The sequence below is a fragment of the Microbacterium sp. KU4F genome (assembly GCF_056868075.1).
The window spans coordinates 86270-109730 of the sequence record NZ_CP200324.1; the positions used below are offsets into that span (position 1 = coordinate 86270).

Consider the following 23461-nt stretch of genomic DNA (forward strand, 5'->3'; position numbering starts at 1 on the left):
TGCGGTGTCCGGCCCGTGTGCAGGCTGGATGTCATGTCAACGTCAGGGCGCTCCGGGCGTGACCCTCGCTAGAACGGCGGGTCGGCCGCATCCGTGAAGACGACGCGGGACGCGGGGGAGTCGCGGTGGTGTCGGCCCTGCGGGCTGGTCCACTCGAGCACGCCGTCGGGCCCGAGCTTGACGCGCCACGGCGTGGCGTGTTTGAGCGAGTGATGTCGGCGGCAAAGGTGCGCGAGGTTGTCGACGTGCGTGGGTCCCCCGTGGGCCCAGTCGACCGTGTGGTCGATGTCGCAGCGGTGGGTGGGCATGCGGCATCCGGGGAAGCGGCACCGCTCATCGCGTACGCGCAGCAGGCGCCGTTGGTCTTCGCTGGGCCGGTAGCGGTCGACCCCCACGACGTTGCCGGTGACCGGATGGGTCAGCACGCGCGTCCAGGCCACGGCGCCTCCGGTTAGTCGCCGTGCGGTCTCGGCATCGACGGGGCTGACACCGATGAGCTCGGCGCTCGCATCCGTCGTTCCGAGCAGCGTGGTGGCGGGGATCGTGATGCGCACGTGCGCGTGCACGGCGTCGATACCCGCGTGCGGTGCGTCGGCGGTGTCGGCGGCGGTCGAGGTGAGCAGGAGATCGCTGAGGATGTCGGCGCGCAGTTGGTCGATCGTCCGCGGATCTGCCGCGGGGTCGTGGGCGTCGCGCACGAGGTGCGCCATCCGAGTGAGCCGGTCGTGTGCGCCGTGGGCTTCGATGACGGGCAGGACGGCGGTGAGCTCTGCCATGCCGTCGGGTAGATCTCGCACGAAGACGCCGCGGTGCGCGCGGGCCTCGCGGTGGCGCTCGGTGAGCGGGCGCTGCTGAGCCTGCTCGGCCAGCCGGCGGAGGATCGGGCGCAGACGGTTGACGGACATCTCGGAGGCGGCCGCCGCGGCCCGTTCGTCGTAGGCGACGAGCTGTGGCCCGTCGAGCCCAGCGGATGCCTCGTGGATCGCGCGCAGGTGGCGGCGCGAGATGCGGCCCTCGGCCAGCGCAGCGAGGGAGCGTGGCAGCCTGCGGGCGATGTCGGCGGCGTCGTGCAGTTCGTTCTGCATGCCTCGGTCGTTCGCGTGCAGGGCGGTGGCGAACTCCGCGGCGATGTCGCGCAGCGGCATCTCGTGCGCCCGGGCCGACGGATCGGGCAGGCGGGAGGTGCGGTCGGCGGCGATCTGGCGGGCGGTCGCGAGCAGGTTGAGCTCGAGCGCTTCGAGGGCGGCGATGGATGCGCGGGTCTTCTCGAGGCCGGCGAGCAGACCCTCGAGCATCGCCGCTTCGGCGTCCTCGGGGCTCATCGCCGCTGCATCCTTCATGCCTGAAGTCTGACACCGACCTCCGACATCGCCGGGGTCCGATCAGTCGTCGGCGGAACGCCCCCGCAGCCGGTCGATATCGCGCCTCTCGCGCTTCGTCGGACGCCCCGCGCCGCGGTCTCGGACCGGCACGAAGGCCGTCAGCTCGCGCGGCGGAGGCGGGGGCGTCTTGTCTTCCGCGGCGAGGGCCGCGAGGGGTGCGCTGACGCGCTTCACGATGGTCTGACGCACGACGAGGATGCGGTCGAAACCGGCGATTCGTATGCGCACCTCGTCGCCGGGGCGCACGCGCTGCGCCGCCTTGGCGCGGTCGCCGCCGATGCGGACGTGGCCGGCGCGGCAGGCCGTCGTGGCGGCGGATCGGGTCTTGTAGACACGCACGGCCCAGAGCCACGAGTCGACCCGAACGGGGGATGCCGCATCCGTCATCCCTCCATCCTGGCGGATGCGGGCTCAACGGAGGTCGAGCGCGACGATAGGCCGGTCGGCGCGGGATCGTGCGGTCTCGACGAATCCGGCGTCGAGGAAGGTCGTCAGTGCACCGTGGAAGAGCTCGTTCGACGAGGTCGTGGTCGCGGCGGTGTCGACCGGGTAGGCCTCGACGAGACGTGCGCCGTTCTCGCGGGCGAACGCGACGGCAGCGTCGAGGAGCCGGCGCGTGAGGCCCTGTCCGCGGAACTCCTTGCGCACGGAGAAGCAGCTGATGGCCCAGGTCGTGGCGTCGGTCCAGGGCTCGGGGGAGGTCTTGCCATAGAGCTTCGTGCGCGCGAGCCGCTCGTGGTCTGGGCGCGGTCCGACGCGCACCCAGCCCGCGCCGACGCCATCGACGGTCGCGACGAGCCCGGGTGCGACGGATGCGGCCGTCTCGTCGCGCAGGATCTCCGTCTTCTCCTCGACGCTCAGCGCGCTGAACCGGCTGCCCGGCATCATCCACCATTGGCACTGACACGCCCGGCCGTCGCCGCCGCCGGTGAGGGCGTTCTGAACCTGGTCGAAGCGTTCACTCGTGGCCGGAAGCACCTGGATCTGGCTCATGTCGCGACCGTACTCCCGGCTGCGGACACGCATCCACCGCTTGCGCCGTCGGACGCGTTCGCGGCATGCTCTCGGACCGGCTAAGATGGTTGAGTTGCCCGCGCGCGGGCGGCTCCGGGATGTGGCGCAGCTTGGTAGCGCACTTGACTGGGGGTCAAGGGGTCGCAGGTTCAAATCCTGTCATCCCGACCGGGAACGCAGAAGGGTCGGCCGAATGGCCGGCCCTTCTGCGTTTCCCGCGAGTGGATTACAGGAGGGCCCCTGCCGCCGAGGCTCCGCGCGGCGCGCAGCGCCGTGTGGAGAAGCGGTAGGGCGCATCCCGACCGGAACAGGCTTAATTCGAACCTCTCGACTGAGTAAGCGGGTAAAGGTCCGAAAGAGAGTCTTCTGCAGGACCGCGGGAGGCTCTCTCTTCGTATGTCTGCAGGAAGCGGCGCCGATCGATGTCCGGTCGCATCGTTAGCCTCAGATCGTGGTCGATACGAAGCAGACGAAGACGATCGGCGAACACCATGTCGCCGCCGAGCTAGCTCGACGCGGCTGGGCACCGGCCCTCACCCGGGACGGACTCGAACGCACCGACATCCTCGCGGTGCTCGCAGAAGGCACTGAGCGTCGCCTCGTCGAAGTCCAGGTGAAGGCAGCGCGCGGCGCCAAAATGGACTCGATCAGCTGGCCGCTCGGCTCGAAGTCGCAGGCACCGAGCCTGCACGAGCGCGAGTACTTCGTCATGGTCGCAATCCCTCACGATCTCCGCGACCCCGTCCCCGCAGTTTTGTGGTGCCCCGTGTCCACGTCGCAGCGGCGGCTTGGATCGAGCACATGAACTGGCTCACCCATCCCGATGCGCTCCCTGGAAAGCGGAATGCGCCGGTCGAGCGCTCTCGGGTGCTCCTTCGGACCTTTGCCGACTACGAGGACCGCTGGGACCTGCTCGAAGTTGACCAGCGCCTCGCCCCGGTTCTGCTGCCCTCAAGCTTCCGAGATCTCGCGCTCTCCGACCGTGTGGGTCTACCGCCAGACCACGAGTGGCGAGAGGGGCTTCCGAAGTGGTGAACAACACCGAGGACGCTTGGTATGCGAAACTGCGCGCCCACTATCAGCCCGAGCATGTGCGCCTGCTCCTGATCGGTGAGAGCGCGCCGACCGATCACGGTGGCACTCGTCCGCGGAACTTCTTCTACGCCGACCACCTCGGCTACGACAACCTTTACCGCGGCGTCGTCGAGGCGCTGTACGACCTCGGTGGGCTGGAGAAGCGTTCGCACGACAAGCGCCCATGGCTGCGACGGCTGCAGGCCGACGGTGTCTTCCTGATCGACCTGGTTCCGTACCCCGTCAACGATGTATCAAGCAAGAAGCAGCGCAAGGCGATACTTCGCGAGAACGTCCCAGGCTGCATCGAGCGCGCCCGCGCCCTCAACCCGGACGGCATCATTCTCTGCAGCAGCGATGTCTTCGATGCGCTCGCGCTGCCGCTGCGCGAAGCTGGGCTGCCATTGCTTCACACCCGCGCCCTGAGCTTTCCGCTCGGCAACGTCCGCGATCAGTTCGTCGCGGGCTTCCGTGAGGCTTTCGCCCGCCTGGACGAACACTAGACAGCACGGCTGCATGTCGTCACCCGCCGTTGCTCCGTACCGCTGCAGACCGACTACACGGGTGAAGCCGCTGCCAATCGGGCGATGCGGCGATTTCTTGCCTCGACGAACTCGATCTGCCGTCTGAGGAACTGCTGATACTGCGGATAAGTCCTCGGCAGCGCCGCGCCCGAGAAATCCTCGAACGGGAGATAGAAGCGGATTCTCTTGAGGGAATCGTCCACCAGGTCCTGCAACAAGAAGAACTCGACGTAGTGCGCGAAGTCCTGGAAGAGCGCGAAGTATGTCTCGTACGTGGACAGCACCGCTGTCAGGGGACTTTCCGCGCCGACGTAGTGCCGCCGGATGCGCTCGAGCGTGAGATCGAAACGGTCCCTGATTCGCGGATGGGTGCCGCGTCTCTGATTGATGGTCTGTCGTCCGTTGACGCGCTCTGCGGGAAAGACAAGCCGACCGCCGATCGTCAGGCCGACCGAGTGGAAGCGGGCGCGCGCATCGTCGGGGACCATTTCGTAGAACTCTCGGCACGGGCGTTTGCTCGAATTGGCGAGGATGTCGCTCGACAGATACAGATCCCCGTCTTCGCGGCGGTGCCGAAGCAGATACGACCCCCGACGACGAACCGGCTCCAGGGCGAACTTCGTACCATCGGGCAGGCGTCGGCTCCAGAGGTGGCGGTGATACGACTGAAGCGTCGGACTGTGTCTATCTGAATCCCGCCCACGTGCGTCGCCTCGAAGTCGAGCGTGATGTCCACGGAGGGAGTCTGCGTCATTGCGTCGACTCGGGCTTCTGGGCCTGGCGCCGGAAGGCCGCCATCACCATGGTCATCGCGACGAGGAGGATGGCGAGCATGAGCGTCAGGCCGATCGCTCCCGTGACTGTCGACGGTGTGGCGCCCAGGCTGATGAGTGCGGGAATCGATGCGGCGAAGCTGACGAGGCTGGCGAGGGTACAGATGATCTGCACAGTTGGCAGGAGTCGACGAAGGTCCTCCCCTCGTTCGCCCAACGAGTAATGCGCGATCGACGCGACGACGGACACGACGAACCCCACCGCGGTGATGGCCCATACCCAGATCTGAAGCCAGTGATCCCCCATGCTTCGCAGGCTATCTGACCGAGCTCACGCGTGCAGTGCCGCAGTTCCGTTTCGAAGCACGCATTCGATACCTCCGACCGCCGGCCATCTCGCCCCGGACGGCAAGGGCAAGGCGAGCGCCACGGACCTCGTCGCGGACCTTCTCCGGCTCCTCAGTGCCGCTGACTGAGGTGTGAGTCGGCGCCGGTCACGGCCGAAGCGAGGCGACGAAGTCGAGCTTGTCCAGTACCGGGTCGGGCAGGACGAAGGGGTAGAAGTCGCTCTTGCCCATGGAGCGGTTGATCATGTTGAGCGCGGTGGACAGCGGCATCCAGATCTCCGTCACGATGTCGCGGAACGAGGCGAACGCGTCGATTCCCACGAACACGGCAAGCCCGTACTGATCGGCGGTCTCGAGCGTGTCGGTGATGTGCAGGAAGTGGGCCCATGTCTCGGCGAAGTCCTCGTACGGGTGCATGGTCGCGTACGTCGAGATGTAGCGCGCCTGCCAGTCGGCCGGCGGACCCTCGGAGTAGTGGCGGTCGATCGCGGCCTGGTAATCGGCGCGCTCGTCGCCGAACAGCGCGCGCGCCTCGGCGATGCGGTCCGTGTTCTCCACGAGCAGCCACTCGACGTAGTGCCCGACCTCATGACGGAAGTGACCGAGCATGGTGCGGTAGGGCTCACCCAACTGCTTCTGCAGCTTCACGCGGTACGCGTCGTCGCTCTCTGCCAGATCGATCGTGATGATCCCCGCATCATGGCCGATGACGACGTTCTCCTGCACGCTCGAGAGCAGATCGAAGCACAGCCCTCTCTCGGGGTCCTCGGCTTTGCCGACCACCGCGAACCCGAGCCGGTCGAGTTCGAAGAGCAGCCATCTCTTGGCTCGTTCCGCGACCGGATACTGCGAAAGCCCCTCGAGGTCGGCGTCGTTGGGCCGCACGCGGGTGAGCTCGCACGCGGAGCACTGACCTCCTTCGTGCGAGGCCAGCCACGTGCAGCCGGATAGGTCGAGGTTTCGGCACACGTGCCACACCGCCCCTGACCGATCCATGTACCGACCCGCGTCGTCGACCGGAACGATCGCGCCCTCGGCCCGGGAGAAGCCGAGTGACGTGCCGCACGACGTGCAGATGGAGTTCTCGAAGTACAGGGCGTTTCCGCACACGCGGCATCGGAATGCTCTCACTCCGCAAGCGTGGCAGAGCAGACCGATCGGCGGTGCGGGCTTGCGGTGAGATCCGGATGCGGTCCTCCTGTCGCCCGGTAGACTCCTGGGCATGGGAACGTTGAACGCAGCGCCGATGACGGCGTTCGTCTATTCGGTCCGCGACCGCCGCGCCTGACGGCGCGTCGCTGATCTCCGCGTGATCGCGCCGTCTTCCGGGATGTCCTCGCACCTCGGCAGCGCGTCCTTCTTCGTACCCGCTCACCGGGGTGCTCCGAATCTTCCTTTGGAGCGCTCATGCGTACCCGTTCCGTCCACGGCGGCCGCCACGAACTCGGCCAGAACTTCCTTGTCCACCCGCCCACCATCGACCGCATCGTCACGCTCGTCGCAGCATCCGAGGGCGCGATCCTCGAGATCGGGGCCGGCGGCGGCGCGCTCACCGCGGGTCTCGCCCGTCTCGGGCGGCCGCTCACCGCGATCGACATCGATGAGCGCCGCGTCGCCGCACTCCGCCGGTCGTATCCGTCGGTGCGCGTCGAGCACGCCGACGTTCTGCGCCACCCGCTGGACGCGCCCGCCATCGTGGGCAATGTGCCGTTCCACCTGACGACGCCGATCATGCGCAGACTGCTGCAACGGCCTTCGTGGACGCATGCCGTCCTGCTGACCCAGTGGGAAGTCGCCCGCAAACGCACCGGCGTCGGCGGCGGCACCCTCCTCACTGCACAGTCGGCGCCGTGGTTCACGTTCACCCTGCACGGACGGGTGCCGGCGTGGGCGTTTCGACCCGCTCCGAGCGTAGACGGCGGACTTCTCTCGATCACTCGCCGCCCGGCGCCGCTGGTGCCGAAGCCTGAGCGCCGTGCGTACGAGCGGTTCGTGGGCGATGTCTTCACCGCGCGAGGGCATGGCATGCCGGCGATCCTCGCGTCGGTCGCTCGCATGTCCGCTCCCGCCGCGCGACGTCGACTGGATGCGGTGGGCATCGCCCACGGTGCGCTGCCGCGCGACCTGGGTGCCGAGCAGTGGGTGCGCCTGTGGCGGGCGTGCGCCCACGCGTGAGGGCGCCCCCATGGAGCAAGACTCCGCCGTCCGCGGGCAGGATGAGTACACGGGAGGGACAGGAATGAGCGCACGCACGGTCGGGTTCATCGGACTCGGCATCATGGGAGTACCTATGGCGACGAATCTCGTCGACGCCGGGTTCGACGTGGTCGTCTGGGCGCGTTCGGCGGCCCCACGGGACGAGCTGGTGGCGCAAGGCGCGCGGGCGTCCGCAGACGTCGCGGGAGTCTTCGCGGCGGCCGAGACCGTCATCCTGATGCTGCGCGACGAACCCGCGGTCGACGCCGTGCTCGGGCGAGGTACGGATGACTTCGCACGGCTGGTGAGGGACCGCACCGTCGTGCAGATGGGGACATTCACGACCGCCTTCTCCCGGGTGCTGGCCGCCGACGTCGCCGCGGCGGGCGGTCGGTACGTCGAGGCGCCCGTCTCGGGATCGCGGGGTCCCGCGATCGACGGAACGCTCGTGGGCATGCTCGCGGGGGAGCCCGATGTGCTCGCCCACGTCGAGCCCGTGGTCGGTGCGATGTGTGCCCAGACCTTTCGGTGCGGCGACATCCCCAGGGCCCTGACCATGAAGCTCGCGGTGAACACGTATCTCATCACGATGGTGACGGGCCTGGCGGAGACGATCCACTTCGCCGAACGTGCGGGTGCCGATCTCGGCGTGCTCCGCGAGGTGCTCGCCGCAGGCCCCATGGCGTCGGCGGTGTCGCGCGGGAAGGCGCAGAAACTCGCCGACGGCGACCTGTCCGCGCAGGCGGCGATCGCCGATGTGCTCAAGAACGCGAGACTCGCCGAAGACGCCGCCCGTGCGGTGGGCTCCGCGCATCCGCTGATCACGGCGAGCAGACGGCTCTACGAGGAGGCCGCGGACGCGGGACTCGGCGAACTCGACATGATCGGTGTGATCGAGGCGCTCGTCGCCCGGGCCGTCGGCTAACCTGAACCCACACATACGACACGGGGTGCCCTGCGGGGCTGAGATCACACCCGTCGAACCTGATCTCGTCAGTACGAGCGGAGGGATGTCGCACATGATGCGCGCGCCAGAGAACCTGATCGACTCCACCATCCGAGCCTGGGAGGCAGTGCGCGAGCAAGGCCCGCTCGTGCAGTGCCTGACCAACGCGGTGGTCACAGGCTTCACGGCCAACGTGCTCCTCGCCCTCGGGGCGGCTCCGGCGATGGTCGACATCTCGGGCGAGGCGGGGCCGTTCGCGCGCATCGCCTCGGGCGTCCTGGTCAATCTCGGCACACCCGGCGCCGAGCAGCGGGAGGCGATGCGCGAGGCCGTGGCGGCCGCCCAGGATGCGGGTACTCCCTGGGTGCTCGACCCCGTGGCGATCGGTGTGCTGCCGGTGCGCACCGCGCTGGCCGCCGAGCTCGTCGCGGCGGCGCCGAGCGTCGTACGCGGCAACGCGTCCGAGATCATCGCCCTCGACGGCTCGGGCGTCGGAGGCCGCGGAGTCGACGCGACGGACGGTGTCGAGGATGCGGTCGCGGCGGCTCGACGCGTCGCCCGGGCGACCGGCGCGATCGTCGCCGTCTCGGGTGCGGTGGACGTCGTCACCGACGGCAGCCGCGAAGTACGGCTGAGTAACGGGGACCCGCTGCTGACCCGCGTCACCGGCGGAGGATGCGCCCTCGGCGCTGTCATGGCCGCGTTCACGGGAGTCGACGAAGACTGCTTCGCCGCCGTGGTCGCGGCGGTCACGGCCTACAACGTCGCCGCTGAGGTCGCGGCGGCGCGCGCGCCGGGGCCGGGCAGCTTCGCCGTGGCGTTCCTCGATGCCCTCGCCAGTCTCGACGCCGACACGCTGCGGTCTCGGGCTGTGATCGCGTGAACGCGGACCTCTCGCTGTACCTCGTGACCGATGCCGGCACAGCCGCCGCGGCGGGCCACGACATCGTCGAGGTGGTGCGCATGGCGACGGCGAACGGTGTGACGGCCGTGCAGCTGCGCGAGAAGGACGCGTCCGCACGTTGCTTCCTCGACACGGTGACGAGGGTGTCGGCCGTGCTGCCCGACGGCGTCGCGCTGCTCGTCAACGACCGCGTGGACGTCTTCCTCGCCGCTCGCCAGGCGGGCGCGCGCGTGTCGGGAGTGCATGTGGGACAGAGCGATCTTCCGCCGGACGCAGTGCGCGCACTGGTCGGCGACGACGCGGTCGTCGGCCTCAGCGCATCCACGCCGCAGCAGTTGGCGGCCGCATCCGGCAGCGGCGTCGTGGACTACGTCGGCATCGGAGCGCTTCACGCCACCGCCACGAAGCGCGATGCACCACCGCCGTTGGGTCACGAGCGGTTCGCGCGGCTGGTTGCGGCGAGTACGCTGCCAGCCGTGGCGATCGGCGGTGTCACCGCCGCCGACCTGGGCCCGCTCCGGCGAGCGGGTGCCGCGGGCGCGGCCGTGGTTTCTGCCATCTGCGGCGCGAGCGACCCCGCGGATGCCGCCCGTATGCTGCGCGCGGCATGGGATGCGGCATGAGCGCCGGGCGTGCCGTTCCGCGGGTGCTGAGCATCGCGGGAACCGACCCGACGGGAGGGGCCGGCATCCAGGCGGATCTCAAGAGCATCGCCGCCAACGGCGGCTATGGCATGGCCGTCGTCACCGCCCTGGTCGCGCAGAACACGCACGGGGTGCGTTCGGTTCACGTGCCCCCGGTCGCGTTCCTCGCCCAGCAGCTGGATGTCGTCTCCGATGACGTGCATATCGACGCGGTGAAGATCGGCATGCTCGCCACCGTCGAGGTGATCGACACAGTCGCCGCGTGGCTCGGTCGGGTCCGGCCGCCGGTCGTCGTGCTGGATCCGGTCATGGTCGCGACCAGCGGCGACCGCCTGCTGAATGCGGATGCGGAGGACGCCCTCCGGCGCCTGCTGCCGCACGTCGACCTCGTGACCCCCAACATCCCCGAGCTAGCCATCCTCGCGGGGGTCCCCGAGGCCGCGGCCTGGACCGAGGTGCTCGCTCAGGCGGGCGCGGTGGCGCGTGAGCACGGTGTACGGGTTCTGGCCAAGGGCGGCCATCTGTCGGGGGAGCGGCTGCCAGACGCGCTCGTCGAGCTCGTCGACGAGTCGGTCGTCGTCACCGAGTTCCCCGGCATCCGCATCCGCACCCGCAACACGCACGGCACCGGATGCTCGCTGTCTTCTGCGGTGGCGACGCGTGCGGCGGCCACCGGGGACTGGATGCGGTCGACGGCGGAGTCGAAGAGGTGGCTCGCCGAGAGCATCCGTCACGGCGCGGAGCTAGAGGTCGGCTCGGGCAACGGGCCGATCAGCCACTTCGCCGGACTCTGGGAACGCGGTGGTCTCGACACCCGACCGACCGCACAGGAGGTCGAGGCCGCGTGGTGGGAGGACATCGCCGGCATCCGTGCGGAGATCGACGACCTGCCGTTCGTGCGGGGGCTGGGCGACGGCACGCTCGAGAGGAGCGCGTTCCTCGGCTATCTCGCCCAGGATGCGCTGTACCTCGGCGAGTACGCCCGCGTCCTCGCCGACGCCGCTCGCCTCGCGCCGGACTCCGCGGAGCGTGCGTTCTGGGCCGGAAGCGCCCAGAACGCGATCCTCGGCGAGCTGCAACTGCACGAGCGCTGGCTCTCGGGCGAGTTCGGGCTCGGTTCGCACCCCGATGCGGTCACGACGGCCTACCTCGATCACCTGCTGGCGGCCTCGGCCCGCGGCGACTACCGCGTGCTCATCGCGGCGCTGCTGCCCTGTTACTGGATCTATCAGGACGTGGGGGAGCGGCTGCAGGCGCACTCGCATCAGGGGCACGCGTATCGCTCCTGGCTGGAGACCTATGCCGACCCGGTCTTCGCTCAGTCCACCCGCCGCGCGATCGACATCGTTGCCCGGTCGGCGGCGACGGCGGATGCGGCGACCCGAGCCGCGATGTACGACGCGTTCCTGGCATCCTCACGTCACGAACTCGCCTTCTTCGCCGCTTCGCGATGACGGGCCGCTGCTACTCGTATCTCAGGGACGTCACCGGGTCTGCTCGTGCGGCTCGCGCCGCCGGCAGGGTGCCCGCCAGGAAGGCGATGGCCATCACGACGAGGATGATGGTGACGATGGAGAGCGGATCGAACGCGATGAGTTGGAGCCCGGCCAAATCGGCGAAGAGTCCCGTGGACAGAGCGCCACTGATCGCCGTGCCCGCGATCATGCCGATGCCGGCGCCGATGGCGCTGCCGAGGAACCCGATGAATGCCGCCTCGATGCTGAAGAGGGTGAACACGCGTCCGGAGCTCATGCCCATCGCCTTCATCAGCCCGATCTCTCGCGTCCGTTCCTGAACGGACATCAGCAGGGTGTTGACGATCCCGAAGCTCGCGGCAAGCAGGGCGATGACCGCGAAGGCGTTGAGCACGAGCACGATGGCGTCGATCACGGTTTTGAAGGTTCCCAGCTGGTCCGCGACGGTCATGCCGGTGTACCCCGCGTCGGAGAGCGCCTGCTTCAGATCGTCGATCTGCTCCGATGAGGCGTTCGCGGCGAATCGCACGCTGGCGCTGGCATAGCGGTCCTGCTGATCGGCGGGCAGGCCGGTGTTCTGCAGCGCGAACAGTTCATCCGACAGAGCCGCGTTCGGCGTGATGCTCGATCCGGTGCCGACCAGGGTCTCCTCTGTCACGCCCGTGATCGTCGCCTCCACCGTGTACTGCGTGCGTGCGAAGTCGGTGACGGCAACGGTGACCGACTCGCCGATCGCGTCGGCCGCATCCGCGAAGCCGAGGGCATCCACCAGCGAGTCCGGCACCGTGACCTGGTAGTCGGTCGCGGCGTCGTCGGGAGCACTGCCTTCAGCGAGCTGGAGGGCCTGCCCGGGGATGAGAGACCCCACGCTGACAACCCATTTCTTGCCGTCGGCGTGCTGGAGGTACTCCGCATCGATCGATTTGTTCGCCGACACGTCCTCGACCCCGCTGATTCCGCGAAGCACGGTGATGTCCTCATCCGTCAGCGCGGTGACCGTCGCGCCGGGCCCTGCGGCGCTCGCCGCGATCGCGTCAGGATCGTACTCGGTCGGGCCCGACGACAACCCGCTCCCGCTCGTGGAACTCTTCGTGACGCTCATCACGTCATTCGCGCCGATGGATGCGACGGTGTCGTCGATGTACCGGTTGATACCGGTGCCGAGCCCGCTCGTGACGGTGAGAGTGAATGCGCCGACGAAGATGGCGAGGATCGTCAACACGGTGCGCGTCTTGGAGCGGAACGTGTTCGAGATGGCCGAGCTGATCAGATCCGCGGTTCTCATGCGGGCACCTCCTCGGCCACGATCAGGCCGTCCTTGATGTGGATGCGGCGGTCGCACCGGGTGGCGAGTTCCTCGTCATGGGTGACCACGATCACGGTGATGCCGTGCTCCCGGTTGAGAGCGAACAGGATGTCTTCGACGACGGAACCGGTGGTCGAATCGAGGTTGCCGGTCGGTTCGTCGGCGAAGATCACTCGGGGGTTGTTCACGAGTGCGCGCGCGATGACGACGCGCTGCTTCTGACCGCCGGACAGGTTCGTCGCCTTGTTCTTCGCCTTGTCGGCCAGATCCAGCTCCGCAAGCGCCGCCATGCCGCGTCGCATACGCTCCGCGCGACCGATTCCGGCGATCTTCATCGGGAGGATGACGTTCTCGAGGACGGAGGCATTCGGGGTGAGGAAGAACTGCTGGAAGACGAACCCGAACGTGCGATTGCGCATTCTGTTCAGCGCGCGTCCGTGCAAACGACGGGTGTCCACTCCCTCGAGCGTGATTCGGCCCGCCGTCGGCTCGTCCAGCAGCGCGAGCAGGTGCATGAGGGTGGACTTGCCCGATCCGCTCTTGCCGACGATCGCGACGGACTCGCCGGCTCGGATCTCGAGGGTCACCCCTCGCAGCGCATCGAAACGGTTCTGATTGCGACCGTAGGTCTTCGTGACGTTGTCCACTGACAGGAGGGGCACGCTCATCGTGCGCCCTCCGTGATCTCGTCCATCAGGGTGGCGGTCGCCGTCGTGACGGCGTCGTCGTCCCCGTCGCGCGATTCGTCGCGAGTAGCTCGGAAGGGCACCTCCTTGATGAACAGCAGCGCGACGAAGCCTGCCCCGATCATCGGCAGGAGAAGAAGGAAGACGGGGGTGAGGGCGTCGTTGTAGGCGCCCACGATGACGTCGTGCAGCGCATCGGGCAGCGCATTGACTGCGGCGGGGGTGAGCGAGTTCGTGGATCCGCCGACCGCGCCGGCATCCGCTCCCACCAGCCGTTCGGTCAGCAGCTCGGTCAGCCGGCTCGCGAACACCGAGCCGACGATCGCGCTGCCCAATGAGGCGCCGATCTCGCGGAAGAAGTTGTTGGATGCGGTTGCCGTGCCCACCTCGGAATCGAGGAACGCGTTCTGCACGATCAGCACGAGGATCTGCATGCCCAGACCGATTCCCGCGCCCAGGGCGAACAGGTAGGTCATCAGGAGCCAGAGCGGGGTCTCGACGGTGAGGGTCGACATCAGCAGCAGCGCGCCCGCGACGACGACCATGCTCGCGAGCGGCATCCACTTGTAGCGTCCGGTGCGCGAGGCGATCTGGCCCGTGCTGATGGTCGTCAGCATCAGACCGACCACCATCGGGACCATCATGAACCCGGAGACGGTCGCGCTGACGCCGGTGACCATCTGGAGGTAGGTCGGAAGGTAGGCGAGCGTGCCGAACATAGCGACGCCGATGAACAGACCGGCGACGGTGGCCAGGACGAAGTTGCGGTTGCGGAAGAGCTTCAACGGGATCAGCGGGTCGGATGCCTTGTGCTCGGCGAGCACGAACAGCGCCGCGGAGACGGCGGCGATCACGATCAGCCAGAGGATCTGGGGCGAGTCCCACGCGTAGGTGTTGCCGCCCCACGACGTGGTCAGGATGATCGAGGTCACGGCGACCGCCATCGTCACGGTGCCCCACAGATCGAACCGGAAGGAGCTGCGGCCGTGAGGGGTGCGCAGAAAGGCCCAGGCGCAGGCGATGGCGACGAGACCGAGTGGAATGTTGATCCAGAACGCCCACCGCCAGCCGACGCTCTCTGTGAACCAGCCGCCCAGGAGCGGGCCGATGACGCTGGACAGGCCGAAGACGGCCCCCATGACGCCCATGTATTTCGCGCGCTCACGCACGGGGACGACATCCGCGATGATCGCCTGCGACAGGATCATGAGTCCTCCTCCGCCCAGGCCCTGCACAGCTCGGCCGACGATCAGCCCCGTCATGTCGGTGGCGAGGCCGCCGATCGTCGAACCGATCAGGAAGAGGGCGAGGCCGCCGATGAACAGCCACTTGCGGCCGATGAGATCGCCGAGCTTGCCGTAGATCGGCATCATGATCGTCGCCGCAACCATGTAGGCGGTGGTCACCCACAGCATGTGGTCGACACCGTCGAGCTCGCCGACGATCGTGGGAAGAGCGGTCGAGAAGATCGTCTGATCCAGCGACGCGAGCAGCATCGCGACGAGAAGCCCGGCGAACACGAGCAGGACGGATCGCCGCGCGGTCGGCGCCGTCGCTGCGGCGGGGGCGGCGGATGCGGGAGAAGTCATGCTCTCAGCCTCGCCGGCCAGGCCCGACGGCGCGTCCCCCGCACGAGGACACCTGCTCTACCCCTCAGGGGGTACGCGACTCAGTTGCCGGGAACGAGCAGCCCGCTCTCGTACGCCCAGATGACCAGCTGCGCGCGATCGTGCGCGTGCAACTTGGTCATGATGCGCTTCGCATGAGTCTTCGCGGTGTGCGGGGAGATGAACAGATCCGCCGCGATCTCGTCGTTGGATCGTCCGCGCGCGATGAGCACGAGAACCTCGAGCTCGCGGCTTGTCAGGTTCGCGAGGTCGCCGGAGATGACCGCGTTCGGCTCTCGAGGCAGAACGTAGCGCGTAATGAGGCTCCGCGTCGCCGCCGGCGAGAGGAGGGACTCTCCGGCATGGACGGCTTTGACTGCGCGGACGATCTCCTCCGGCTCGGCTCCCTTGCCGATGAATCCGCTCGCTCCCGCGCGTAGTGCGCTGACGAGGTACTCGTCCTCTTCGAAGGTGGTGAGAATGAGCACGCGCGTGATCGTCATCGACGACTCCGCACAGATCGCCGCTGTGGCCGCGATCCCATCCATCCCGGGCATCCGGATGTCCATGAGCACGACATCCGGGCGTCGCGCGCCTGCCAGTGCGACTGCTTCGTATCCGTCTGCCGCCTCTCCGACCACGTCGATTCCGGGATCCGCATCCAGGAGATCCCGAACCGCGGCGCGAATCAGGGCCTGATCGTCCACGACGAGGACGGTCGTCACGACGCGGATCCGTCGGGCAGGGGGAGTGCGGCGGCGAGGCGGAAACCACCCGTTGTCCACCCGGAGGTGAGGGTGCCGCGCGCGGAGGCGACGCGCTCGTGGAGGCCGATCAGACCGAACCCTGCGCGCTGATCCGTGTCATCGGGAGAGATCGCGGGATTCGTCACGATCACGCGGAGCTCTTCGGCGCCGCCCTCGATGAGGACGTGCGCGCGACGCTGTGATCCGTGTTTCAACGCGTTTGTGAGACCTTCCTGCACCACACGATAGGCGACGCGGGAGACCGCTGAGGGGACAGCGGCAGAGACACCGTCGCGACGCACCCCGACCTCGAGGCCGTTCTCGACGAACGATGCGACCAGGCGATCAAGGTCCGAGAGATCGGGCTGCGGGGCGAGTGCCTGTTGATCCCCGTCGTCCGCGCGGAGCATGGCGAGCAGCCCGCCGATCTCGCTCAGCACCGTTCGAGACGCCGTCCGGATCGTCGCCAGCGCCTCACGCGTCTTGTCCGGTCGCGTCTCGAGGCTCGCCGAGGCAACCCCGGCGTTGAGGCTGATCACCGAGATCTGGTGGGCGACGGCATCGTGGAGGTCGCGCGCGATCCGCAGGCGTTCCTCGCTCACCCGTCGGCGCGCCTCCACCTCCCTCGTCTCCTCCGCACGGATCGCTCGTTCGGTCATCGCCTGCAGATACTCGCGGCGGAACTTCGTCGCGTCTCCCACTGCTCCGGCGAAGGCGATGACAAGCGCGACTTGCACGGTGCGAGGATCGAAAGTCGAGCCGAGAGTCGCGATGACGCTCGTACCGATGACAGCGACCTCCGCTGCGATCATCGCGATCAACGTCGTGCGGCGTGAGGTCCGGTGAGCGGCGCCGAACATCGTGATCCCGACTCCCAGCGCCGCACCCGTGGAGACCACGCCCAACAAGAGCAGGGTGCAGTAGATCAGTGTGCTGGCAGCGAGCGCAGGGAGCGGCCATCGGCGCCGTGCGGGCAACAGCACCGCAGGGAGGAAGACGAGTACCCATGTCAATGGCGTCGATGCGCGGAACTCTCCACCCGGAAACGGAGCGAGTGCGAGCGCCGCGATCAGGACAGTCGCGACGAGATCGCGCGCCCACGCCGGCGGCGGCGGTATCAGGCGCGGTAGGGGCGGCTCAACGACGTGCTCCATGGATACAGTCTGTCGCGCGAGATCTGCGTGAACATCCCCCCTCCGTGGTAATGCCCTCTGGTGAGTCGAGAGGACGGTCACCCGGTCGCCGTGCCGAGCCGCGCGCGGGGTGTTGTCGCGGCACGGGCACGCACCCGGTCCGCGGCGCGGGCCACCGCCTGCAGGGTGGCCGCGAGCGTGGAGCGGTCGCGGCCCGCGACCCACGCCGGACCGTCCGCGTCTCGGTACTCGATGAGCGTGACCGCTTCGGCATCCGCGCCCGTGGTGAGCGAGCTCTGGTGGAGAGAGAGGATCGCGAGGTCGATCCCGCAGCCGGCCAGCGCGCGCACGGCCGCCTCGACCGGCCTGAGGCCCGCGTGCGTGGAACGCTGCACCTGGTCGTCGACGCGCACGATGACCTCGGTGGTGGCGTTCCCCTCGTCCATGTGTACCGCCTCGAGCTCGATGCTCGAGTGCTGCGGGTCGTGCAGATAGACATCGCTGAACAGCGCCCAGAGGGCCTCCGCCGTCACCTCCTCGCCCGTGGCATCGGTGTGCTGCTGCACGTGACGCGAGAAGTCGATCTGAAGGCGACGGGGGAGGACGACGCCGTACTCGGTCTCCAGCAGGTAGGCGATGCCGCCCTTGCCGGACTGCGAGTTGACGCGAATGACCGCGTCGTAGCTGCGTCCGATGTCCGCGGGGTCGATGGGCAGGTAGGGGACCCGCCAGGCGATCTCCCGCGGGTCGCACCCCTCGGCATCGGCGCGGGCCCGGTGCTCTGCGAAGCCCTTCTTGATCGCATCCTGGTGGGTGCCGCTGAAGGCGGTGTGCACGAGGTCGCCGACATACGGATGGCGCGGGTGCACGTCGATGCGGTTGCAGTATTCGACCGTGCGGCGGATCTCGTCGATGTCGGAGAAGTCGATCATGGGGTCGATGCCCTGCGCGTGGAGGTTCAGGGCGAGGGTTGCGATGTCTACGTTGCCGGTGCGCTCACCGTTGCCGAAGATGCACCCTTCGACGCGCTGGGCGCCCGCCAGGACGGCCAGCTCGGCGCAGGCGACGCCGGTGCCGCGATCGTTGTGCGGGTGCACCGAGAGGATCACTCCGTCGCGGCGGGCGAGATGCGTGTGCATGTACTCGATCTGGTCCGCGTACACGTTGGGGGTGGCGATCTCGACGGTTGCGGGGAGGTTGAGGATGACGGGGCGCTCCGGGCTCGCCTGCCACAGCTCGGTGATCGCGTCGCACACCTCGATGACGTAGTCGGGCTCCGTCAGGTTGAACACCTCCGGGGAGAACTCGAATCGCACGTTCGGCAGATGGCCCGCGAGCTCCCACACGTCCCTACCGCCGGCGAGGATCAGCTCGCGCAGCTCGTCGCGGTCCTTCTCGAGCACGGTCGTGCGCCAGACCGGCGCCGTCGCCGTGTACATGTGGATGACGACCTCATTGCGGATGCCGCGGATCGATTCCACGGTCCGCTCGATCAGATCGCGTCGCGCCGGCGTGAAGACGACGACCGTGACGTCCTCGGGGGCGAGACCGGAGTCGGCGATGAGTCGCACGAAGTCGTAATCCGTCTGCGATGCGGACGGGTAGCCGACTTCGATCTCGGTGTAGCCCATGCGCACCATGAGCTCGAAGAATCGGCGCTTACGCGCGGGGTCCATCGGCTCGACAAGGGCCTGATTGCCGTCGCGCAGGTCGACGGGGACCCACAGTGGGGCAGTGGTTATGCGGCGGTTCGGCCAGCGGCGCCCCCCATCGGTGAGGGGCACCTCGACCCGCGAGTAGGCGTCGCTGTAGCGGTGGGAGGGCATGCCGGAGGGGCGCTGTCGGTTCCAGGCGGGCGTGGGTGTCGTGGTCATGATCGGAGGTCCTCGGGTCTGGATGATGCAGACCGGCGCAGATTCGGCTCCACGACGGGGAGCCGGTCTGGCTACGCCCCGCCGTGGCGGCGAAGAAGGAGGAATCCGAGGCTGGACATGTCGAGCACGCTACCATAGTCCTCAGACAAGTTGAGGAGTTGAGATGACCCAGGTGTCGCGGACGCCGCTGGCCGACCAAGCGGCCGATCTGCTTCTTGCGCGCGTGCGTGCGGGGAAGTGGCCCCTGGGCGCCAAGCTCCCCGGTGAGACGACCCTCGCCGCTCAGCTGGGTGTCGGCCGCTCCACCGTGCGCGAGGCGATCCGTCGGCTCGCCGGCGGAGGCATCCTCGATTCCCGGCATGGATCGGGTGTCTATGTGATCGCCCTCGATGCGCCGGACGAATGGGGCGACGTCCTCCGGCGCGCAGACATCGTGACCGTGATCGAGGCGCGCACGGCGATCGAGGTGGAGGCGGCCACGCTGGCAGCCCGACGTCGAACGCCCGCCGATCTGCGTGCCATCCGACGCGCACTCGAGGTCAGGACTCTGCCCGGCCAGAGCGTCGAGGAACACGTGGATGCGGACATGGCCCTCCATCGAGCGATCGTCGTGGCGTCGCACAACGAGGTGCTGGTCGAGTTGTTCGACGGCTTCGTGCCGCGCGTGCGACGCACCATGGTCGAGATGCTCCGCATCCGGCCGACGGCCTCGGAGCGGGATGACCACGACGCGCACGCCGCCGTCGTCCGAGCGATCGCGGAGCGGGAACCGGATGCGGCGGCAGGTGCGAGCCGCACCCATCTCGACGCGTTGAAGGCGGCGCTGTCCTGACGTCAGAGGTCAGCTGCCACCGGAGAGCACCAGGGCGACCGCTGCCGCGCGGTCACGGACGCCGAGCTTGGCGAAGATCGTGTTGATGTGGGACTTCACCGTTGCGACGGAGACGAACAGCTCCGCAGCGATCTCGTGATTGTTCCTGCCGCGGGCGACGAGGGCGAGGACATCGCTCTCTCGGGCCGTCAGTGTGGGGAAGCGGTCGGTCAGACGACCGGCGGGCGGTGACGCCGCGCTGGTGGCGGCTCGAACCAGACGTGCTCCCACCTCGGACGCGAAGACCGACTGGCCGCGAGCGACCGAGCGGATCGCCGCCTCGAGCTCCGCGCGTCCCGCATCCTTCGTGAGATATCCGCGGGCGCCGGCGCGCAGTGCGTCAGCGATCGAGTCGTCGTCGGCGTACGTCGTCAACACGAGCACGGCGATCTCCGGTGCATCCCGTGTCAGTCGCGCCGTGGCGTCGGCGCCGCTCAGCCCCGGCATCCGCAGGTCCATGAGCACGACGTCGGGGCGTTCGGACAGGGCGAGGGTGACCGCCTCGACGCCGTCGACCGCCTCACCGACGACCGACACGTCGTCGGTGAGGCCGAGGATCGTCACGAGACCGTCGCGCACGATCGCCTGGTCGTCGGCGACGAGCACCCTGATGGGCTGAGGGCTCACCGGAGCACCTCCATCCGCACCTGGAAGCGCGATCCGTCGTCGCTGACGTCCACCCGACCGCCCCGGGGAAGCGCAGCGACGCGCTCCCGCATGCCGCGCACGCCGAACCCGCCCGATGAGGTGCGGCCCGCATCGACCACGTCGTTGGCGACCGCGAGGAGCACGCGATCGTCGCTCCACTGGATGCTGACATCGACGGGTTGGTCGGGCGCATGGCGTCGGGCGTTGCTGAGGGCCTCTTGCGCTGCCCGGATCAGAGCCGCCGCCTGAGCGGCGGAGGTCTTCCACCGCGCTCCTGCCGTGACGAACGTCGCGGATCCGCCGAGGGAGCGATGCGTGCGAAGCAGCCCTTCGACGCGGTCGATGACGTCGTCCGACCGTTCCTGCTCTTCGTGATCGACAGGAGCGCGCAACGCGGCGACCGCTCGTCTCGCCTCGTCCAGTCCTTCACCGGCCAGGCGCCGGGCGCTGCGGGAGCGAGCGAGGGCGGCATCCGTGTCGCCGCGTTCGAGGAGCGCTTCGGTGGCGTCGAGCTGGAGGACGAGTCCGCCGAGGGTGTGCGCCAGCACGTCGTGCAGATCGCGGGCGAGAGCTGCCCGGGCGGCCTGCTCGGCAGCCTCCTGCTCCTGCCGCCGCAGCGCCGCCTGCTGCCGCAGGAGACGCCGCGTCTGACGCCGGCTCGCGCCGGCCAGGGACGCGATGACGATGCCGCCGCCGAAAGCCAGCAGAGTGGGAACGCCGGGGTCGCGGTCGATCGCGCCGACCGCCATCAGCGCCGGGGCGGCGATCGAGCCCGTGACGGCAGCCCAGGCGGGGAGGGTGTCATCTGCCCACAGCAGGAGCAGGGCGACGACGACGGGGGTGAAGGTGATCCCCGCGGTGGGGATGACGGCGACGGATGCGGCAGCGAGTGCGATCGCGACGAGAACGACGGATACCCGGTGGGTGCCGCGTAGCAGCGCGCCGCCCAGCCAGGTGAGCACCGCGAGCATCCCGATCCACGTCCACGCATCGACCGGATGCGCACCGGCGAACAGCCAGAACGAGACCAGTGCCGCTCCGACCAGGTGCAGTGCTGTCCGCGCCGTCAGGCGCCCGGTGTTCATGACCCCATCATGGACCGCGCGGTCGGTGCCGCAGTGTCGGAGCCGCCCTCGACGAGCCGCCGCGTCCGCGACTCGAGCACCAGCACCCGCATCGCCCTGTTGGCGGCGAGGAGGAGCAGGATCGCGCCGGTGGAGGAGGCGATGAACGCTCCGTTCGCCGCCGCGGCGACGTCGATGCCGATCCGGCTGGCGATCACGATCAACCAGAGGGCCATGCCCCACCATCCGGTTCGAGACTCGAGCGATGCGCCCTGTGTGCGCGCGGACGGCTGCGCGATGGGCCGGATGCGGGCGATCCGCCCCATCGCCGCGCCGACGCCGAGAGAGATCGCTGCCTCGACCGTCAACGCGATGACGTCGAGGGCCGTGATGCGATCGACGGTCTGAGCGAGGACCGCGACGCCGGCGATGCCGAGCAGGATGGGCATCCGCCACATCCGGCCGGAGCGGATGGGACGCCACGTCGACTGGCGGTAGCCCAACCAGACGACGAGGACGAGAAGGAGCAGGGCATTCAGAAGCGAGGAGAAAGTCATGACGCCAGCGTCGTCGCACCGGGCGCGCCCGACGACCACCCACGGGTGGAGGGCGGGTGGAGATCGTGTGCGCTCAGACGTCGCGCACGCGGAGCGCAGTGACGGCCGCCGCCGTCATCCAGGCGGTGAACACGGCCATCACCGCCAGGCCGAGGAGCGGCGGCACGCCCGAGCCGCCCACCGTGTAGGACGCCTGCCCAGCGGTCGTCGGCCAGAGGGTCCCGGCGAACCGCCCGACGACCCCCGGAAGGCCCGGCGCCAGGGCGGGTACCAGGAGGGCGACGGACACGGTGATGGCCAGCGCACCCGACGAACTGCGGGTGAGCGTGCCGAACGCCAGGCCCAGCACGGCAGACAGCATCAGGTAGACCATGGCGCAGACGATGGCGCGTACGGTGTCAGCATCGGCTGCGCTCGCGGTCGGCAGGCCGGCGAGAGCGAGTGCCGCTTGGCCGACGGCGAAGCTCGCCGCCACGGTGGCGACCGCGACGACGGCGGCGACGCAGACGCTGACGAGCGCCTTCGCGGCGAAGAGTCGGGCGCGCCGTGGCGCGATGGTGAGGCTGCTGATGATCTGCCCCGAGGCGTACTCACTCGTGACGGCTTGCGCGCCGAGCATGGCGATGAGCAACTGCCCGACGAGGATCCCCTTGAAGCTGACGCCGACGGCGTCGAAGTCGGCGGGCAGCTCGGCCTGCCACTGCGCGGTCAGGCCGCTGATGCCCAGCAGACTGACGAGCGCGGTGACGACGACGGTGGATGCGGCGATGAGCCACGTGCTCCGCACGCTCCGCGCCTTGATCCATTCCGAGGCGAACAGGTTCATCTCAGGCCGCCTTCCGGTCGAGGACGGTCATGCGAAGGAACGCGTCCTCGAGGGAGTCGCGGACGAGCGTGAGCTCCGACACCTCGACACCTCCTGCGGCGGCGAGGTGGCCGACCTGATCGGTGGACACGTTCGACACGTGGAGCGCGTCGGGGTGCTCGGAATCCGGAGTCGTCGTCAGCCCTGCGTCCGTGAGGATCCTGGCGAGGCCGGCGGGATCCGGTGTACGGACGCGGACCCAGGACGTCGTCCGGGTGGCGATGAACGATTGCAGCGGTTCGTCGGCGAGCAGCGTTCCGCGATGGATGACGATCAGATGGTCTGCGGTCAGCTCCATCTCGCCCATCAGGTGGCTGGAGAAGAGCACGGTGCGTCCCTCGGCGGCGAGTTCGCGCATGAGTTTGCGCGCCCAGCGGATGCCCTCGGGATCGAGGCCGTTGAGCGGTTCGTCGAAGATGACGATCCCGGGGTCTCCGATCAGGGCGGTCGCGATTCCCAGTCGCTGTTTCATGCCCAGCGAGAACGCTCCGGCCGGACGGCCGCCGGCATCGGCGAGCCCGACCATCTCCAGCGTCTCGTCGACCCGCGAGCGACGGATGCCGGCGGCGCGGGCCGTCGCCCAGAGGTGTTCGACAGCGGAGCGTCGCGGGTGGACGGATCGGGCGTCGAGCATCGCTCCCACCACGCGCGCCGGGTGGGGCAGCTCCGCCGCGCGGAGGCCGCCGATGGTCGCCGCTCCGGATGACGGTCGGTCGAGACCGAGGAACATGCGCAGGGTGGTGGACTTGCCGGCGCCGTTCGGGCCGAGGAAGCCGGTCACGACACCGGGTCGTACCGCGAACGACAGACCGTCGACGGCGGTGA

25 protein-coding genes, 1 tRNA gene, 1 pseudogene and 1 riboswitch are annotated in these 23461 nt (G+C 68.8%); of the genes and pseudogenes, 10 read left to right on the forward strand and 17 right to left on the reverse strand.

Features of this window, described 5'->3' with window-relative positions; all coding sequences use genetic code 11:
- Window positions 1-68: 68 nt before the first annotated feature.
- Genes AC1VNH_RS00405 through AC1VNH_RS00415 form a run of 3 tightly spaced genes read right to left on the reverse strand, consistent with a single transcriptional unit; the run spans window position 69 to window position 2375 of the window.
- The gene (locus tag AC1VNH_RS00405) at window positions 69-1340 is read right to left on the reverse strand and encodes an HNH endonuclease signature motif containing protein (RefSeq protein ID WP_483109411.1); all 1272 of its coding nucleotides are present in this window, start codon (window positions 1338-1340) and stop codon (window positions 69-71) included.
- Between the two features lie 42 nt (window positions 1341-1382).
- The gene (locus tag AC1VNH_RS00410; protein WP_483109412.1) at window positions 1383-1769 is read right to left on the reverse strand and encodes an RNA-binding S4 domain-containing protein; all 387 of its coding nucleotides are present in this window, start codon (window positions 1767-1769) and stop codon (window positions 1383-1385) included.
- Window positions 1770-1793: 24 nt separating this feature from the next.
- Window positions 1794-2375, reverse strand: a complete 582-nt coding sequence (locus AC1VNH_RS00415; protein ID WP_483109413.1) for a GNAT family N-acetyltransferase — start codon at window positions 2373-2375, stop codon at window positions 1794-1796.
- Window positions 2376-2490: 115 nt separating this feature from the next.
- Here AC1VNH_RS00415 and AC1VNH_RS00420 point away from each other — a divergent pair.
- The 4 genes from AC1VNH_RS00420 to AC1VNH_RS00435 all read left to right on the forward strand — a co-directional run bounded on the left by AC1VNH_RS00420 (window position 2491) and on the right by AC1VNH_RS00435 (window position 3973).
- Window positions 2491-2564 (forward strand) — tRNA-Pro (locus AC1VNH_RS00420).
- A 283-nt stretch (window positions 2565-2847) separates the two neighbouring features.
- On the forward strand, window positions 2848-3201 hold the full coding sequence (locus tag AC1VNH_RS00425) for a hypothetical protein (RefSeq protein ID WP_483109414.1): 354 nt from the start codon (window positions 2848-2850) through the stop codon (window positions 3199-3201).
- Window positions 3198-3431, forward strand: a complete 234-nt coding sequence (locus tag AC1VNH_RS00430) for a hypothetical protein (RefSeq protein ID WP_483109415.1) — start codon at window positions 3198-3200, stop codon at window positions 3429-3431. The genes AC1VNH_RS00425 and AC1VNH_RS00430 overlap by 4 nt, the downstream gene beginning before the upstream one ends.
- Window positions 3425-3973: a hypothetical protein gene (locus AC1VNH_RS00435; RefSeq protein WP_483109416.1), complete on the forward strand. Its 549-nt coding sequence runs from the start codon at window positions 3425-3427 to the stop codon at window positions 3971-3973. The genes AC1VNH_RS00430 and AC1VNH_RS00435 overlap by 7 nt, the downstream gene beginning before the upstream one ends.
- Window positions 3974-4026: 53 nt before the next feature.
- Here AC1VNH_RS00435 and AC1VNH_RS00440 read toward each other — a convergent pair.
- The 3 genes and pseudogenes from AC1VNH_RS00440 to AC1VNH_RS00450 form a co-directional block, all read right to left on the reverse strand.
- Window positions 4027-4698 (reverse strand): annotated as a pseudogene (locus AC1VNH_RS00440) (DUF6994 family protein); the annotation flags it as partial.
- Window positions 4699-4744: 46 nt separating this feature from the next.
- Window positions 4745-5074 (reverse strand): hypothetical protein, encoded by a 330-nt coding sequence (locus AC1VNH_RS00445; RefSeq protein ID WP_483109417.1) that lies wholly within the window; start codon window positions 5072-5074, stop codon window positions 4745-4747.
- Between the two features lie 187 nt (window positions 5075-5261).
- Window positions 5262-6245 (reverse strand): zinc-binding metallopeptidase family protein, encoded by a 984-nt coding sequence (locus AC1VNH_RS00450; RefSeq protein WP_483109418.1) that lies wholly within the window; start codon window positions 6243-6245, stop codon window positions 5262-5264.
- Window positions 6246-6521: 276 nt separating this feature from the next.
- Between AC1VNH_RS00450 and erm the strand changes: the two genes are divergently transcribed.
- The 5 genes from erm to AC1VNH_RS00475 all read left to right on the forward strand — a co-directional run bounded on the left by erm (window position 6522) and on the right by AC1VNH_RS00475 (window position 11258).
- Window positions 6522-7289: a 23S ribosomal RNA methyltransferase Erm gene (erm, locus tag AC1VNH_RS00455; protein ID WP_483109419.1), complete on the forward strand. Its 768-nt coding sequence runs from the start codon at window positions 6522-6524 to the stop codon at window positions 7287-7289.
- 64 nt (window positions 7290-7353) lie between these two features.
- The gene (locus tag AC1VNH_RS00460) at window positions 7354-8235 is read left to right on the forward strand and encodes an NAD(P)-dependent oxidoreductase (protein WP_483109420.1); all 882 of its coding nucleotides are present in this window, start codon (window positions 7354-7356) and stop codon (window positions 8233-8235) included.
- 11 nt (window positions 8236-8246) lie between these two features.
- Window positions 8247-8338, forward strand: a riboswitch (TPP riboswitch).
- On the forward strand, window positions 8330-9139 hold the full coding sequence (thiM, locus tag AC1VNH_RS00465; protein WP_483109421.1) for a hydroxyethylthiazole kinase: 810 nt from the start codon (window positions 8330-8332) through the stop codon (window positions 9137-9139). (Overlaps the previous riboswitch by 9 nt.)
- Window positions 9136-9783 carry a thiamine phosphate synthase gene (thiE, locus tag AC1VNH_RS00470; RefSeq protein WP_483109422.1) on the forward strand — a complete coding sequence of 216 codons (648 nt, stop codon included), beginning with the start codon at window positions 9136-9138 and terminating at the stop codon, window positions 9781-9783. Before thiM ends, thiE begins: the two co-directional genes overlap by 4 nt.
- Window positions 9780-11258 (forward strand): bifunctional hydroxymethylpyrimidine kinase/phosphomethylpyrimidine kinase, encoded by a 1479-nt coding sequence (locus AC1VNH_RS00475; protein ID WP_483109423.1) that lies wholly within the window; start codon window positions 9780-9782, stop codon window positions 11256-11258. Before thiE ends, AC1VNH_RS00475 begins: the two co-directional genes overlap by 4 nt.
- Before the next feature lie 10 nt (window positions 11259-11268).
- Here the strand turns inward: AC1VNH_RS00475 and AC1VNH_RS00480 are convergent, their stop codons facing one another.
- From AC1VNH_RS00480 to AC1VNH_RS00505, 6 genes are all read right to left on the reverse strand, one after another.
- The gene (locus AC1VNH_RS00480) at window positions 11269-12564 is read right to left on the reverse strand and encodes an ABC transporter permease (protein ID WP_483109424.1); all 1296 of its coding nucleotides are present in this window, start codon (window positions 12562-12564) and stop codon (window positions 11269-11271) included.
- Complete coding sequence (locus tag AC1VNH_RS00485; RefSeq protein WP_483109425.1) at window positions 12561-13253, reverse strand: ABC transporter ATP-binding protein; 693 nt, start codon at window positions 13251-13253, stop codon at window positions 12561-12563. Before AC1VNH_RS00485 ends, AC1VNH_RS00480 begins: the two co-directional genes overlap by 4 nt.
- Window positions 13250-14860, reverse strand: a complete 1611-nt coding sequence (locus AC1VNH_RS00490; protein ID WP_483109426.1) for an MDR family MFS transporter — start codon at window positions 14858-14860, stop codon at window positions 13250-13252. The genes AC1VNH_RS00485 and AC1VNH_RS00490 overlap by 4 nt, the downstream gene beginning before the upstream one ends.
- Before the next feature lie 80 nt (window positions 14861-14940).
- Complete coding sequence (locus tag AC1VNH_RS00495; RefSeq protein WP_483109427.1) at window positions 14941-15603, reverse strand: response regulator; 663 nt, start codon at window positions 15601-15603, stop codon at window positions 14941-14943.
- Window positions 15600-16778, reverse strand: a complete 1179-nt coding sequence (locus tag AC1VNH_RS00500) for a sensor histidine kinase (RefSeq protein ID WP_483109428.1) — start codon at window positions 16776-16778, stop codon at window positions 15600-15602. Before AC1VNH_RS00500 ends, AC1VNH_RS00495 begins: the two co-directional genes overlap by 4 nt.
- Before the next feature lie 77 nt (window positions 16779-16855).
- Window positions 16856-18631 carry a 2-isopropylmalate synthase gene (locus tag AC1VNH_RS00505; RefSeq protein ID WP_483109429.1) on the reverse strand — a complete coding sequence of 592 codons (1776 nt, stop codon included), beginning with the start codon at window positions 18629-18631 and terminating at the stop codon, window positions 16856-16858.
- Window positions 18632-18794: 163 nt separating this feature from the next.
- Here AC1VNH_RS00505 and AC1VNH_RS00510 point away from each other — a divergent pair, with 163 nt between their 5' ends.
- The gene (locus tag AC1VNH_RS00510) at window positions 18795-19463 is read left to right on the forward strand and encodes a FadR/GntR family transcriptional regulator (protein ID WP_483109430.1); all 669 of its coding nucleotides are present in this window, start codon (window positions 18795-18797) and stop codon (window positions 19461-19463) included.
- 9 nt (window positions 19464-19472) lie between these two features.
- Here AC1VNH_RS00510 and AC1VNH_RS00515 read toward each other — a convergent pair whose 3' ends face one another.
- From AC1VNH_RS00515 to AC1VNH_RS00535, 5 genes are all read right to left on the reverse strand, one after another.
- Window positions 19473-20129 carry a response regulator transcription factor gene (locus AC1VNH_RS00515; RefSeq protein ID WP_483109431.1) on the reverse strand — a complete coding sequence of 219 codons (657 nt, stop codon included), beginning with the start codon at window positions 20127-20129 and terminating at the stop codon, window positions 19473-19475.
- Entirely contained in the window at window positions 20126-21235 is a 1110-nt protein-coding gene (locus AC1VNH_RS00520) for a sensor histidine kinase (protein WP_483109432.1), read from the reverse strand. Before AC1VNH_RS00520 ends, AC1VNH_RS00515 begins: the two co-directional genes overlap by 4 nt.
- Window positions 21232-21771: a hypothetical protein gene (locus AC1VNH_RS00525; RefSeq protein ID WP_483109433.1), complete on the reverse strand. Its 540-nt coding sequence runs from the start codon at window positions 21769-21771 to the stop codon at window positions 21232-21234. The genes AC1VNH_RS00520 and AC1VNH_RS00525 overlap by 4 nt, the downstream gene beginning before the upstream one ends.
- 73 nt (window positions 21772-21844) lie before the next feature.
- A complete protein-coding gene (locus tag AC1VNH_RS00530; RefSeq protein WP_483109434.1) occupies window positions 21845-22597 on the reverse strand; it encodes an ABC transporter permease in 753 nt (250 codons plus the stop codon).
- Between the two features lies 1 nt (window position 22598).
- Window positions 22599-23444, reverse strand: coding sequence for an ATP-binding cassette domain-containing protein (locus tag AC1VNH_RS00535; RefSeq protein WP_483112666.1), 846 nt, complete (start codon window positions 23442-23444; stop codon window positions 22599-22601).
- Window positions 23445-23461: the final 17 nt, after the last annotated feature.